Annotated in this window: 13 protein-coding genes; 5 read left to right on the top strand and 8 right to left on the bottom strand. The window is 50.5% G+C overall.

Going from position 1 to position 14545, the window contains the following annotated elements; translation table 11 throughout:
* Positions 1–106 precede the first annotated feature (106 nt).
* A complete protein-coding gene (gene yfbV / locus J1C60_RS05935; RefSeq protein ID WP_128178720.1) occupies positions 107–559 on the bottom strand; it encodes a terminus macrodomain insulation protein YfbV in 453 nt (150 codons plus the stop codon).
* Positions 560–895: 336 nt separating this feature from the next.
* Here yfbV and ackA point away from each other — a divergent pair, with 336 nt between their 5' ends.
* Complete coding sequence (ackA, locus tag J1C60_RS05930) at positions 896–2098, top strand: acetate kinase (protein WP_128178719.1); 1203 nt, start codon at positions 896–898, stop codon at positions 2096–2098.
* 69 nt (positions 2099–2167) lie between these two features.
* Entirely contained in the window at positions 2168–4312 is a 2145-nt protein-coding gene (gene pta / locus J1C60_RS05925; RefSeq protein WP_128178718.1) for a phosphate acetyltransferase, read from the top strand.
* A 61-nt stretch (positions 4313–4373) separates the two neighbouring features.
* On the opposite strand, the gene J1C60_RS05920 is transcribed toward pta, so the two are convergent.
* The 3 genes from J1C60_RS05920 to J1C60_RS05910 all read right to left on the bottom strand — a co-directional run bounded on the left by J1C60_RS05920 (position 4374) and on the right by J1C60_RS05910 (position 6602).
* On the bottom strand, positions 4374–5738 hold the full coding sequence (locus J1C60_RS05920; protein WP_128178717.1) for a PTS ascorbate transporter subunit IIC: 1365 nt from the start codon (positions 5736–5738) through the stop codon (positions 4374–4376).
* A 20-nt stretch (positions 5739–5758) separates the two neighbouring features.
* The gene (locus J1C60_RS05915; RefSeq protein ID WP_128178716.1) at positions 5759–6031 is read right to left on the bottom strand and encodes a PTS sugar transporter subunit IIB; all 273 of its coding nucleotides are present in this window, start codon (positions 6029–6031) and stop codon (positions 5759–5761) included.
* 127 nt (positions 6032–6158) lie between these two features.
* A complete protein-coding gene (locus tag J1C60_RS05910) occupies positions 6159–6602 on the bottom strand; it encodes a PTS sugar transporter subunit IIA (RefSeq protein ID WP_128178715.1) in 444 nt (147 codons plus the stop codon).
* 348 nt (positions 6603–6950) lie between these two features.
* Between J1C60_RS05910 and J1C60_RS05905 the strand changes: the two genes are divergently transcribed.
* Positions 6951–7967: a LacI family DNA-binding transcriptional regulator gene (locus J1C60_RS05905; protein ID WP_128178714.1), complete on the top strand. Its 1017-nt coding sequence runs from the start codon at positions 6951–6953 to the stop codon at positions 7965–7967.
* Between the two features lie 139 nt (positions 7968–8106).
* Here J1C60_RS05905 and yfcD read toward each other — a convergent pair whose 3' ends face one another.
* Complete coding sequence (gene yfcD, locus J1C60_RS05900) at positions 8107–8655, bottom strand: NUDIX hydrolase YfcD (protein ID WP_128178713.1); 549 nt, start codon at positions 8653–8655, stop codon at positions 8107–8109.
* Between the two features lie 113 nt (positions 8656–8768).
* Positions 8769–9413 (bottom strand): glutathione transferase, encoded by a 645-nt coding sequence (gene yfcF, locus J1C60_RS05895; RefSeq protein ID WP_128178712.1) that lies wholly within the window; start codon positions 9411–9413, stop codon positions 8769–8771.
* Between the two features lie 402 nt (positions 9414–9815).
* Here yfcF and J1C60_RS05890 point away from each other — a divergent pair, with 402 nt between their 5' ends.
* A complete protein-coding gene (locus J1C60_RS05890; protein WP_128178711.1) occupies positions 9816–10709 on the top strand; it encodes a TIGR01777 family oxidoreductase in 894 nt (297 codons plus the stop codon).
* 206 nt (positions 10710–10915) lie between these two features.
* On the opposite strand, the gene J1C60_RS05885 is transcribed toward J1C60_RS05890, so the two are convergent.
* Complete coding sequence (locus J1C60_RS05885; RefSeq protein WP_128178710.1) at positions 10916–12109, bottom strand: MFS transporter; 1194 nt, start codon at positions 12107–12109, stop codon at positions 10916–10918.
* Positions 12110–12440: 331 nt separating this feature from the next.
* On the opposite strand from J1C60_RS05885, the gene J1C60_RS05880 reads away from it, so the two are divergent.
* Positions 12441–13241: an inositol monophosphatase family protein gene (locus J1C60_RS05880; RefSeq protein WP_128178709.1), complete on the top strand. Its 801-nt coding sequence runs from the start codon at positions 12441–12443 to the stop codon at positions 13239–13241.
* A 51-nt stretch (positions 13242–13292) separates the two neighbouring features.
* On the opposite strand, the gene fabB is transcribed toward J1C60_RS05880, so the two are convergent.
* Entirely contained in the window at positions 13293–14516 is a 1224-nt protein-coding gene (gene fabB, locus J1C60_RS05875; protein ID WP_128178708.1) for a beta-ketoacyl-ACP synthase I, read from the bottom strand.
* Between the last annotated feature and the right edge of the window lie 29 nt (positions 14517–14545).

Here is a 14545-nt window from a genome sequence, read left to right as displayed (position 1 = left end):
GCGATTATCTGCACCATGCCCAATTTTTTCTTCAGGTTGCCGCCCTAACGCCGGACAGAGGACAAATCAGGATCTACCGTCAGCGAATATAAGCCGAAGCGTGATATTAAAGATCGTCAAGAAATGTTTTATCAAGCTGCTTAAACGCACGCTTCAGTACATCGGCCAACGATTGGTACGTCGGTTTACCTTCTACAGGCGCAATTGCCTGACCCGCTTCCTGCAATCGGGTCCGCACTTCGTGAAACCAGTGCAGTAACGTTGGCGGCAAAGGCGTGATGGAGCGCTTACCTAGCCACCACAGCCCTTGCATCGGCAAGGTACAGGCAAAAAGCGCGGTGGCAACGGCGGGACCCAGCTGACCACCGAGGGCAATTTGCCAGCTCAGGATAAAAACCGCCAGCGGTGGCATAAATCGAATGGCAAAACGGGTGGCCCGCGCTACACGATTTTCAGGAAACATTGGAGCGAGGCGCTTATCAGCAGGCCACGTTTTCATATAGTGCTGCCCAAGCTGGAACAGTTTGAACCAACCAACGGTGCCGGATTCATTCGCCATGGCGGACCTCAACTTCGAATATAAAAATTAAAATAAAAATATAACTAAACAACTATACAGAACAACCTTCAAAATATTTTGTCTTTAAAGGTGACTGTCGGTATCCTGAGCCCGATTTTTGGCCTGGATGCTGAACAATCCCTTGAGAGCCCAGGGTCCAGCCATCTTTAGCTACGCTAACTTTCAAAAAATTATGTAAAATCACCGTGTTTTTTTGCAGATGGACGACAAAATTTCCGTCAGCATGATTTTAATCATTAATGTACCAGCTTTCATGCGCTACGCTGATAGTCTGATTGACTTTATTTTAGCCACCTTCAACAAATGGGTACTTCCATGTCGAGTAAGTTAGTACTGGTTCTGAACTGCGGTAGTTCATCCCTTAAATTTGCCATCCTTAACCCAACTGACGGTGAAGAATACCTGTCTGGTTTAGCGGAATGTTTCCACCTGCCAGAAGCGCGCATCAAATGGAAAATGGACGGGACCAAACAAGAAGCAGCGTTAGGTGCCGGTGCGGCTCACAGCGAAGCGCTAAACTTTATGGTTAATACTATTCTGGCACAAAAACCAGAGCTTTCCGCACAAATCGCTGCAATAGGCCATCGAATTGTTCATGGTGGTGAAAAACTAACCAAGTCCGTCATTATTACTGAAGAAATCGTTCAGGACATCAAAAACGCGTCCCCTTTTGCGCCACTGCATAACCCGGCGCACCTGATTGGCATTGATGAAGCAATGAAAAACTTCCCTCACCTGTCTGACAAGAACGTCGCCGTTTTTGATACAGCTTTCCATCAGACAATGCCGGAAGAGTCTTATCTGTATGCACTGCCGTACAAACTGTACAAAGAGCATGGTATTCGCCGTTACGGCTTCCACGGCACTAGCCACTATTATGTTTCGCGCGAAGCAGCAAAAATGCTCAACAAACCCGTTGAAGAGCTGAATATCATTACTTGCCATCTTGGCAACGGCGGTTCCGTCACGGCGATCCGTAGTGGTGAATGTGTGGACACCTCAATGGGACTGACTCCACTGGAAGGTCTGGTCATGGGAACCCGCAGCGGTGACTTGGATCCGGCGATCATCTTCTTCCTGCACGACACGCTGGGGATGAGCGTTGATGCGATCAACAAAATGCTGACCAAAGAGTCTGGCCTACAAGGGCTGACCGAAGTGACCAGTGACTGCCGTTATGTCGAAGATAACTACGAAACAAAAGAAGATGCAAAACGCGCCATGGATGTGTTCTGCCACCGACTGGCGAAATACATCGGTTCCTATACCGCCCTGATGGAAGGGCGCCTTGATGCCATCGTCTTCACCGGTGGCATTGGTGAAAATGCCGCTATGGTGCGTGAGATATCACTGGGCAAATTGGGTCTGTTGGGCTTTGAAATCGATCATGAGCGTAACCTTGCTGCTCGTTTTGGTAAGTCCGGATTCATTAATAAAGAAGGAACACGTCCGGCGGTGGTGATCCCAACCAACGAAGAGCTGGTCATCGCACAAGACGCCGCACGTCTTACCGCTTAATGCTTCTCCTCCGTCAGCCCCGGCTGGCGGAGTTGTTTCAGACACCACGCAACACCTGAGAGGTTAATCGTGTCTCGTACAATTATGTTGATTCCTACCGGCACCAGCGTCGGCCTGACCAGCGTCAGCCTCGGCGTGATTCGTGCTATGGAGCGTAAAGGCGTTCGCCTGAGCGTATTTAAACCGATTGCACAGCCCCGTGCTGGCGCTAACCATCCGGATCAAACCACTTCTATTATCCGTAAAAACTCCTCCATCCCAGCAGCAGAACCGCTGCAAATGGCGCGTGTTGAATCACTGCTGGGTTCAAATCAGCAGGACGTACTGATGGAAGAGATTATTGCCCGCTACCACGAAAACACCAAAGATGCTGAAGTGGTGCTGGTTGAAGGATTGGTTCCCACACGCAAGCATCAATTTGCTAACGCTCTGAACTACGAGATCGCCAAAACACTGAATGCTGAAATCGTCTTTGTCACGGCGTTGGGCAATGACTCTCCAGCCCAGTTAAAAGAGCGCATCGAACTGACGCAAAGCGGCTTTGGCGGTAGCAAAAATAAAAACATCATCGGCGTTATCATTAATAAACTAAATGCACCGGTGGATGAGCAAGGCCGTACGCGTCCGGACCTGTCAGAAATTTTTGATGATTCGACGAAAGCCAGTGTAGCCAATATCGATCCGAAACAACTGTTTGCCAACAGCCCGCTGCCGGTACTGGGCTGCGTGCCCTGGAGTTTTGATCTTATCGCCACTCGTGCCATTGATATGTGCCACCACCTGAACGCACGCATCATTAACGAAGGTGATATCAAAACCCGTCGCGTGAAGTCAGTCACCTTCTGCGCGCGCAGCATTCCACATATGCTTGAGCATTTCCGCCCGGGTTCACTGTTGGTCACCTCCGCCGATCGTCCTGACGTTATCGTTGCCGCCTGCCTGGCTGCCATGAACGGCGTCGAGATTGGTGCCATTTTGCTGACCGGCGGCTATGAGATTGACGATCGTATTAACAAATTATGTGAACGAGCATTCCAGACAGGTCTACCGGTATTTATGGTAAATACCAACACCTGGCAGACCTCGCTAAGCTTACAAAGCTTTAATCTTGAAGTTCCGACTGACGACACCCAGCGCATTGAGCGCGTCCAGGAGTATGTTGCCAGCCATATTGACGCTGAATGGATCGAATCGCTGACCGCTACCTCTGAGCGCAGCCGTCGTCTCTCACCTCCAGCATTCCGCTATCAGTTGACTGAACTGGCACGCAGCGCCGGTAAGCGTATCGTCCTGCCGGAAGGTGACGAACCGCGTACCGTCAAGGCCGCCGCAATCTGTGCTGAACGTGGTATTGCGACCTGCGTGCTGCTGGGTAACCCGGAAGAGATCCAGCGCGTTGCCGCAGTCCAGGGCGTACAGCTGGGTAGCGGGATCGATATCGTCGATCCGGAAGTCGTTCGCGAAAATTACGTCGCGCGCTTAGTGGAGCTGCGTAAAAGTAAAGGCATGACCGAAGTAGTGGCACGCGAGCAGTTGGAAGACAACGTAGTGCTCGGTACAATGATGCTGGAGAAAAATGAAGTGGATGGCCTGGTATCGGGTGCCGTTCACACCACAGCAAACACCATCCGCCCGCCACTACAGCTGATTAAAACTGCACCAAACAGCTCACTGGTTTCATCTGTATTCTTCATGCTGCTGCCGGAGCAAGTCCTGGTCTACGGTGACTGTGCGATTAACCCGGATCCCACCGCGGAGCAATTAGCGGAAATCGCCATCCAGTCAGCCGATTCGGCTACGGCATTTGGCATCGAACCGCGTGTGGCAATGATCTCTTATTCAACCGGCAACTCTGGTGCTGGCAGCGATGTTGAGAAAGTACGTGAAGCAACGCGCATCGCCCAGGAAAAACGTCCGGACCTGGTGATCGATGGCCCACTGCAGTACGATGCCGCGATCATGGCTGACGTTGCAAAATCGAAAGCACCCAATTCGCCAGTTGCAGGCCGCGCGACCGTATTTATCTTCCCGGACCTGAACACGGGTAACACCACCTACAAAGCGGTGCAGCGTTCTGCCGATTTGATCTCAATTGGTCCAATGCTGCAAGGTATGCGTAAGCCAGTGAATGACTTATCACGTGGTGCTTTGGTTGACGACATTGTCTACACCATTGCATTGACCGCGATCCAGTCTTCTCAGGCAGCAAATTAATTCGTTTCTGAGCACGTCAAAAGGCCGCTTATTTAAGCGGCCTTTTTTATATCCGTTAACGTTACTCCGTATCCGCCGGACGGCGTTTAGCAAGATAGTTATACGCTACCAACACGGCAAAGAGCGCGACCACTACCACCATGATCGATTCTTTATTAACGAAGCGAGCAAGATTGCCCAAAATAATCCCAATAACGCCAAAATCAGCATCAGAGAATGTTGTATTGGCAAAACCAATTGCCCCCAATACTGGCAACAGTAAAACGGGAAGGAAGGTAATCAGCAATCCATTGGCGAATGCCCCTAACATGGCACCACGGCGCCCGCCAGTTGCGTTGCCAAACACGCCGGAAGCGGCACCCGTGAAAAAGTGCGGAACCACACCGGGTAAGATAAGTACCAGCTTCATTTGTCCCAACAAGAACAGTCCCACCAGCCCGCCAAGGAAACTGAATAGAAATCCTACCAATACTGCATTTGGCGCATATGGATAAACCACCGGGCAATCGAGCGCTGGACGTGCATTGGGTACCAGTTTTTCAGAAAACCCGGTAAATGCCGGAACGATTTCAGCCAGAATCAGCCTGACCCCTTGCAGGATAATAAATACACCAGCAGCAAAAGTAATTGCCTGAATAATCGAGTACACCAGGAAGTTTTGTCCGCCGCTTAACTGACCTTCGACGTACTCTTTTCCGGCGCATACTGCGAGGATGATATAAATGATGATCATCGTCATGGAGATTGAGATCGAACTATCGCGCAGGAAGCTAAGATTCTTTGGCAGATTCATCTCTTCGGTAGAACGCGAGGGTTTTCCGCCAATACTACCGATCCAGCCAGCTAACACGTAGCCAATTGTACCAAAATGACCTAACGCGATATCATCGCTGCCGGTGACTTTACGCATATAACGATGCGCGATGGCCGGGAAAATCGCCATAATCATACCCAGCGTCAATGCACCGGTAAAGACTAATGACGTGCCCTCAAATCCTGCGACGCTCAGGATAACGGCAATCATACTCGCCATATAAAAAGTGTGATGACCGGTTAAAAAGATATATTTAAGCCGGGTAAAACGGGCGACGATAATATTCGCTACCATACCAAATGCCATAATGAGCGCGGTTGATGCACCGTACTTCTCAATAGCAATCGAAACGATAGCTTCATTGTTAGGAATGATGCCCTGAATATTAAAAGCATGCTCAAACATTCCTCCAAGTGGATTGAGTGAGCTAACTAATACCGTCGCGCCACCGCCCAATACAATAAAACCGAGAATCGTTTTAACGGTGCCTTTAACTACATCAGAAAAAGATTTTTTTTGTGCGACTAAGCCGATGAGCGCAATAAGTCCCACCAGTACCGAAGGTACTTTAAGAATATCAACAATAAACTTTAACGTTTCCTGGATAAACATATCCGCCTCGCTAAGCGTCATTAACGGTTGGCAAAATAAGCAGCAAGCTTAGTTTCCAGTTCATTAATATCGATAATGTTATTGATCACCAGCAACTGATCTTTCGGTACGCTGGCGCTTGCCGCAATATCCTTTGCCATAACGAAGAGGTCAGCCATACCTGGCGTTGCAGAAGAGAGATCGGAATGCTCAACTTCAGCATCAATCCCCAGCTTTTTCAGCACCTTTTTAATATTCATCTCAACCATAAAGCTGGTGCCTAAGCCCGAACCACAAATCGCCATAATTTTCATTTTATTTACCTTTTCATTTTTCCAGGATGTAGAGAGCCTCAACCACTATGTGCTAGTGGCCTTCTCTTTCTGATTAATACACCAAACGGTTTTTTGCCTTGACCCGGCATGCGGGCAAGAGCAGGGCTTAAAACGCAGATATAAGCTGCTTTATCTCCTCAATACGCGTCGCACGATGCAATTTTTCCATCGTTTCATCACTGGAGAACATCTCTGCCAACCCGGTGATCAAATCGATATGGCTATTTTTATCCGGTGCAGCAAGCATAATAATCACATCAACAGGATCGTGTTCTTCTGCCCCAAAACTTACGCCCTGCTCCAACTTCAACAATGACAGTCCAAGCGCGGTAGCTCCGTCCTCAGGTCTTGCGTGTGGCATCGCCAATCCTGGAGCCAACACATAATAAGGGCCTAATTTTTGATGACTCTCCAGAATCGCCTCTACATAGCGCGGGGTAATAATTCCCTTCTGCAACAGCGGGGCAGCACAGCACGCCAGTGCCTGCTTCCAGTCGCTAAACGAGTGCGCCAACTGAATAGTGTCGTCGTTTAGCCATGTGTTCAGCATAAGCCCTCCAAATCATTGCATCAGGTGATAAATCGACACACAGACTTTAATCAACCGTGGCATCACCGACAGTGATCGGCATCACAAAGATAGCGCTATCATTTAAGGAGAAGCCAAATTGTGATAGCGCTATCACAAATAGCTCTTACCGCCAATTTAGCTATGAATAGGCGTATACTTTACCCACATTAATCCGGTGGTAGATGTAATGGCGGTCTGGAAGGTTCTGAATCAGAGAGGGATTGCGGTCACATGCTCAACCTGCGACATTCAGCGCTGCAGTCGTTAAGCTACCATGAAAAAGCAGGATGATATAAAAGGGATACTCGCTCCCCAACAGGAACTCAGATGTCGATTAACCGCAAAAGGCGCGGCACGGGCCGCGTAACGCTGGCAGATGTTGCCAATCTGGCAGGCGTGGGCACCATGACAGTATCACGCGCACTGCGTACGCCAGAGCAAGTCTCAGATAAATTACGAGAAAAAATCGAAGCGGCAGTCAGTGAACTGGGCTATATGCCGAACCTTACAGCTAGCGCACTGGCATCAGCATCGTCGTACAATATTGCGATGGTAGTCCCCAGCCTTGCCGAATCAGGTTGTACCGAAATGTTTGCCGGTTTGCAGCAGATCCTGCAGCCTGCGGGATACCAAATTATGCTGGCCGAGTCGCAACATCGACTGGAGCGTGAAGAAAAACTACTGGAAACGCTATTATCATGTAATCTGGCCGCGGCCATTCTACTGAGCGTTGAACACTCTGCTAACGTGCGCCAGTGGTTAGGAAATAGTACGATGCCGGTGCTGGAAATTGGCGCGATGCATACCAACCCCATTGATATGAATATCGGCATTGATAACGTTGAAGCCATGCACCAACTTACCCAAATGCTGATTCAACGAGGTTATAAAAATATCGGTCTGCTATGTGCCAACCAGGAGCAGTGGATTTTTCAGCAATACCTGCAGGGATGGCACAAGGCGATGTTGCGGAACCATATGTCACCCCACCGCGTGATTAATGCAGCAACGGCCCCCAGCTTTTCTACCGGCGCCCTTCAGCTCCCCGAATTCTTACTTAACTGGCCAGAACTGGATGCACTCGTCTGCATATCAGATGAACTCGCTTGCGGCGCGCTTTATGAATGCCAGCGCAGACGTATTAAAGTCCCGGGCGACCTTGCCGTTGTGGGCTTCGGCAATAGCGATGTCAGTCAAGTGTGTCAACCGGGCCTTTCCACCATGGCGGTCCCTCATCGACAAATAGGCATCGAAGCAGGACGCGCCTTACTGGCGCGCCTGAACGATCAAGAGTGGCAAGGCTCGGCTATTATTCCCCGGCTCTGCTTACGGGATAGCTGTTAGCCGATAAGTTCACTTTCCGCAGTTGTGCTAACCCAGGCACACATCATCCAGCAAATCCGTTTGTATCGTTCTGCGGGACGAATTCAAATGCAGGGTGCCATTCAGAGTATGACGGATAATGTCTGCAGGAGATGTCGCCTTATTGTGCCTGCGTTGATGTCGCAGTACCGTGAGATTCGTTATTACGGCTAAGCCATAGAGACAGCGCCTTAAGCGAATCTGCCGTAAACTCATCGCAGCGTGCGGTCACTTCCTGCGGCGTTAACCAGAAAATTTCGGCGACTTCCTCTTCCTGCATGGCAAAAGGGCCATGGGAAACACAGCTAAACAGCCCACCCCAAACGCGACAGTGCTCGTCTTCAAAATAGAACAACCCATGTTCAGCAAAAGGGACAGCGGCAATACCCAGTTCCTCTTCCGCTTCACGCCGGGCCGATTCAAGAAAGGCTTCGCCGCTTTGTACGACACCGCCAGCCGTGGCATCTAACATCCCCGGCATAAAATCTTTGGTTTCGGTACGACGTTGCACCAGTATTTTCCCCATGCCGTCGTGAACAACAATATAGGTTGCGCGATGGCGCAAACATTGTGCACGCATCTGCGGCCGGCTCGCCTGAGCGATAACCTCGTTATCTTCATTAACGACATCAACCCACTCCATACCGGCAGCCTGACTTTGCTCCACCATCAAGTAACCCTTTCTCTGTTCTGGCGCGTTATGCGCAGTTAAGCCTTTGCGTTTCGTAAACGCAGGTCGCCTAAAGTAATAGTTAACGTTTTTCGACGCAATAAGCGCAGCGCTTAACTGCGTGTTTTACCTGCTTCACCCAGCCATAACTGAACCGAGGCGCGTTGCCACTGAAAATGCGCATAATCCGCCATTTTTTCAGGTAAAACGTCGCCATGCAGCGCCAATCGATTAATCATCACGGCCAGGTCAGTATCGGCAATTGACCATTCACCAAATAAATTTTGTTGTCCATTAACCAGCAGCGACTCAACGCCGGCGATCAACTTATCAGCGGATTGCTGAGCTGCGGTAGAAAGCGGCGCGAATTTTTTTCCGGCAAACAGTACTTCCGTCGGACGCTCAGTACGCAGAGGCGCAAAATCGCTGCGAAGCCATGCCTGTATCTCGCGGGCTTTTGCTCGCTTCTCTCGATTATTCGGATAGAGCCGTTCATATTCCGGAGCCGGATAACGCTCCTCAAGGTACTCAGCAATCGCAGAAGATTCAGACAGCGAAAAGTCATCAACCTGCAACGCAGGAACCCGCTGCGTCAGAGAAATCGAACCGTATGCGGGTTTATGTTGCTCCCGATCGCTTAAGCTTACGCGTTGGATGCTGAAAGGGAGGCCTTTCTCAGTTAACGCAACGTATACTGACATCACATAAGGGCTAAAAAAAGACGCATCGGACCATAACGTAATCGTAGAATGACTCATGCTGTTTCCTTCTCATAAACGATGCATACGGAACATCTTGTTTACCCATTTTTGAGCACGAAGGCAATCGCTACCTTGACTGATTTATCCCCTAAAACAAGCACGCTGTAGCGCAACCGCGCAGTATGCGAAATAATGCTTACCGCTCATGAGCTTTTTAGCTTTGGTCATACAGGCTTTAGCCCAAAATGACCAATATACCTGAATAACGCAGATTGCCGCTTAGCACCAACAAACCTGTTACCCGGAGCAACTTCGTCGACATTTAGACCGGGGATTGACTGATATTCAGTATGGATGACATTGCTGGCAATCGTACAATTGCGATGAATATCGCCACAGAGTGACGGTTCTCTTCTATGCTAAAAATATGCGATCAAACAATGCATAAGGATTTTTATCATGCATATTTTATTAACCGGTGGGACTGGGTTAATTGGTAGTCAATTACTCCCAAGGTTACTGCAGACGGGTCATCAGGTAAGCGTTGTCACCCGGGATGTTGCCAGCGCTCGTCAAAAACTCGGCGAACAGGTGAATTTGTGGTCTGGTCTGGCGCAACAGCAAGACCTTAATGGTATTGATGCAGTCATCAACCTTGCAGGGGAACCCATTGCTGATAAGCGCTGGAGCGAGCAGCAGAAGCAGCGACTGTGTGAAAGCCGCTGGGAAATCACCGAACGGCTTGCTTCATTAATTAATGCCAGCAGCCATCCGCCATCGGTGCTTATTTCAGGTTCGGCGACCGGTTTTTATGGCGATACCGGTGAGCTGGTGTTGACTGAAGATGATCCCGGACATGATGAGTTTACCCATCAGTTGTGCGCACGTTGGGAAAAATTGGCCCTTGCGGCTCAAAGCGAAAGTACACGGGTTTGTTTGCTACGTACTGGTGTCGTACTGGCAAAAGAAGGCGGTGCGTTAACTAAAATGAAACTGCCCTTTAAACTCGGGATCGGTGGTCCGCTCGGCAGTGGCAAGCAATATATGCCGTGGATCCACCTTGATGATATGCTGAACGCAATCCTGTGGCTGCTGGATAATTCTCAGCTACAGGGTCCATTCAATATTGTCGCACCTTATGCGGTACGGAATGAGCAGTTCGCCGCCACGCTTGGCCATGTGATGCATCGTCCGGCATTTATGCGCACGCCAGCCAGCGCCATCAAGCTAATGATGGGAGAATCCTCGGTACTGGTGCTCGGTGGGCAACACGTCTTACCAAAACGTTTAGAGGAATCAGGATTTGGCTTCAGATGGTTTGAACTGGATGAAGCCTTAAAAGACGTCGTATAACAGCGGAGTACTCAGCATCCTTGCGGCGTTCTGCCGAATGGGGATGTCTACCGCCAGCACAACGGCAGGACGGTTCCACATCCGGGAAGCTAAACGACACAAGCACTCGCCCAACCCTACGCTTTGTCGACCTTATCCCACGGCCGACCACAGGCTTGAGCGGGATAGATTTCAGTGGCCAGGTTCCATCCGGACCGTGGTCACCCTCACTCTCGCCTGCGCGGTTGATTACGGAAAAATAGCAGGATCACGATTATCCCAGCGGCTGCAGCACAGGCACCGGCAATAAATACCGCACCGTACCCCGCAGAAGTGGCCAACAGGCCGGCGATTGGACCACTGATGCCGTAAGCTATATCCTGAAATGCCGCATAGCCTCCTAATGCCGTACCGCGCACTTGGGGTGGCACACGTTTAACGACTTCAACACCTAAAGCAGGAAAAACCAGTGAACAACCACAACCGGTGAGCGCAGCCCCCGCCAGCGCCGATGAGGCATCAGGCGCATACCCCAACAGCAATAGACCACAGCCTTCAATGAGCAGCGAAACAAGTGCGACCCGTACACCGCCAAAACGATCCGGCATCCCGCTAAATAGCACCCGCACTAAAACAAAGGCCCCACCAAATGCAGTAAGTGCAAAACCTGCGTTCCCCCACTGCTGCACGTGGAAATAGAGGGACACAAAAGTACCAATCACTGCAAAACCTACGCCTTGCAATGCCAGTCCCAGCCCGGGTTGCCAAATCAGCCCCACAATACGCCATAAGGTAGGTCGCTCACCGCCATGCGGTGCCACAGATCTGACCCAGACGTTCGCTAACATCGCCACTAACGGTAGTATCATGGTGCTGATACCCAGCGCAAGAAATCCCCAATGCGAATAGAGCAGTAACCCAATGGGCGCGCCTGCAGCCAGCGCACCGAAGATCGCCATACCATTCCAGGACATGACCAACCCAGAACGATGCGGCCCCATCAATCCCAACCCCCAAGTCAGGTTTCCGGTCAGCAACTGACTCTCACCAAAGCCAAGGATCAACCTTCCCAGCAATAACAACACGAATCGTGTTATCACATCGACCGGAAGTAACACCGCCAGTGTATAAGCACCACCAGCCAACGCGCAGGCTATCATTCCCTGTAACGTTGAACGTTTCGCACCGCGCTGGTCGGCGAGGCGACCGGCATAACTACGCGTCAGGACAGTGGCCAGAAACTGAATACCAACCGCCACACCCACCATCACATTATTTAATCCAAGCTGGTGGTGCACAAATAGTGGGATCACTGGCAATGGCAGGCCCACTGTAAGATATGTCAGGAATACCGCTATCACCGTACTGGCGAAGGGCGCGGTATTTTCAGATTGTTTATTATCCGTAACAGAATGGGACATTTGTCACGCATCTCCTTGTATTACAAGTGAAAACGCCATAAACCCACGTCCCGAATGATTGAAAACGCTGCCGAAACGGGTACGTCGCTACCGTAAACACTTACGCAACATCATGACAATGCTGTGAAAAAAGCGATTATAGCGGAATAGTACAGTAATGTTGAACGGCAAACGATGCCGTATTGTCAGCCGCTTGCTGGAGACATTCCGTTTGAGAAATACGGGCAGGACACTGCATACTGAAACATAACCACCGGATAATTCTGGCCATTGGCAGGATGGCGAATAAGCTGACGCCTGACTGATGACAGAACTATATGGGAACTGCGTTATGACATCATTATTGTCGTTAGACCTCAATGCACGGCTAGTATTGGCGCAGGATACTGCACGCGAAGCGGGTGAAAAAGCACTCGATTATTTTCATCGCCGCGAAACGCTGGTAATTGAAACCAAACGTGACTTGCAGGATGTCGTATCTATTGCCGATCGCGATGTAGAATCACTGATTCGCTGCCGCATCGCCACCGCTTACCCGGATGATGGTTTTCTCGGCGAGGAGTCGGGCTATCATACCGGCACCTCCGGTTATATTTGGGTAGTAGACCCAATAGATGGTACTAGCCCATTTGTAAACGGGATGCCTAACTGGTGTGTATCGATCGCCGTGCTGTTCGCAGGGAAGCCTGCGATCGGTGTCATTATGGCACCGTGCCTGCAGGAGTTGTATGTGGCTGCTGAAGGGATAGGCGCAACCTTAAACCAGCAGCCTATCCGCATTGATGTTACACGCAATCTACGTAATGCTGTGACCGGCATTGGCGCAAACAGTTATGTTTCCCCTGCTCAGGTTGCCGATATCGTCGAGAAACTGCTTGAAACTGGAGGCAATTTTATACGTATCGGTTCAGGTGCCCTTATGCTGGCTTGGGTCGCCGCCGGGCGGCTAGTGGGATATTACGAACCTTATATGCATGCATGGGATTGTCTGGCGGGATACTGTCTGGTGAAAGAGGCTGGAGGATGGATTCACCCATTTGATACCGAAGGAGAGCGGTTAATGAAGGGTGCACAGGTTCTGGCCTGTTTTCCTGGAGCCGTGGCGGATTTAAAGCGCATTGCGGGTATATAAGAAAAAGGCACGTTTTCCAACGTGCCTTTAACAACGCTTAACTCATACGGCTTACTGGTATTTACGCATAACCAACGTGGCATTGGTGCCGCCGAAACCAAAACTATTGGACATTACCGTCGTCAGCTTCTGCTCTGTCGGCTCGGTGACGATATTCAGCCCTTCAGCCGCCGGATCCAACTCATCAATATTGATACTTGGTGCAATAAAACCGTGCTCCAGCATCAGCAGGGAGTAAATTGCTTCCTGCACGCCTGCCGCACCAAGCGAGTGGCCAGTCATCGCCTTCGTCGCGGACATCGCCGGAACGTTATCGCCAAACACGGCACGGATTGCACCCAGCTCTTTTACGTCGCCCACGGGCGTTGAAGTACCGTGGGTATTGACGTAGTCGATTGGCGCATCAAGACCTTCCATCGCCATACGCATACAGCGTACCGCGCCTTCACCTGATGGCGCCACCATATCAGCACCGTCTGACGTGGCACCGTATCCCACGACTTCAGCATAGATACGCGCACCACGAGCCAGCGCATGTTCCAGTTCCTCAACAACAACCATGCCACCGCCGCCAGCAATAACAAAACCGTCACGGCCCACATCATAAGTCCGTGACGCTTTTTCCGGAGATTCATTATTTTTGGTCGAAAGTGCGCCCATTGCGTCAAATTCGCAAGCCATTTCCCAGCACAGCTCTTCACCGCCGCCAGCAAATACAATATCTTGTTTGCCCAGTTGGATCTGCTCGAGTGCGTTACCGATACAGTGCGCGGATGTCGCACACGCGGAACTGATAGAGTAATTTACGCCATGGATCTTAAATGGCGTGGCCAGACACGCAGAAACACCGGATGCCATCGCCTTCGTCACCATATAAGGGCCGACGCCACGCAGGCCTTTTGCACGCATCCCGTCAACGCTTGCCGCCTGATAGTACGGAGAGCCTCCGCCTGAACCGGCAACCAGCCCCACGCGTGGATTGTTCTGATACTGTTCTGCCGTCAGGCCAGAATCTTTTACCGCTTCCAGCATAGAGATATAAGCATAAATAGATGCATCGCTCATAAAACGCAGTATCTTGCGATCGATGAAGCTGGAGATCTCGTCCTTAGACAGTTTAACGTTTCCCCAGACGTGACTACGCATGCCGGAATCTTTCAGTTCTGGTGAGAAGGTAATGCCAGAACGGCCCTCACGCAGAGCTGCCAGGACTTCCTCTTGGTTGTTACCAATACTGGAAACGATACCCAGGCCAGTAATCACTGCACGTTTCATTCAAATACCTCTTCCACTTCAAATTAGGA

The sequence above is a fragment of the [Pantoea] beijingensis genome, from assembly GCF_022647505.1.
Taxonomy (GTDB): domain Bacteria; phylum Pseudomonadota; class Gammaproteobacteria; order Enterobacterales; family Enterobacteriaceae; genus Erwinia; species Erwinia beijingensis.
Note: the sequence above shows the minus strand (reverse complement) of the source record. Positions and strands in the feature narration are given on the sequence as shown.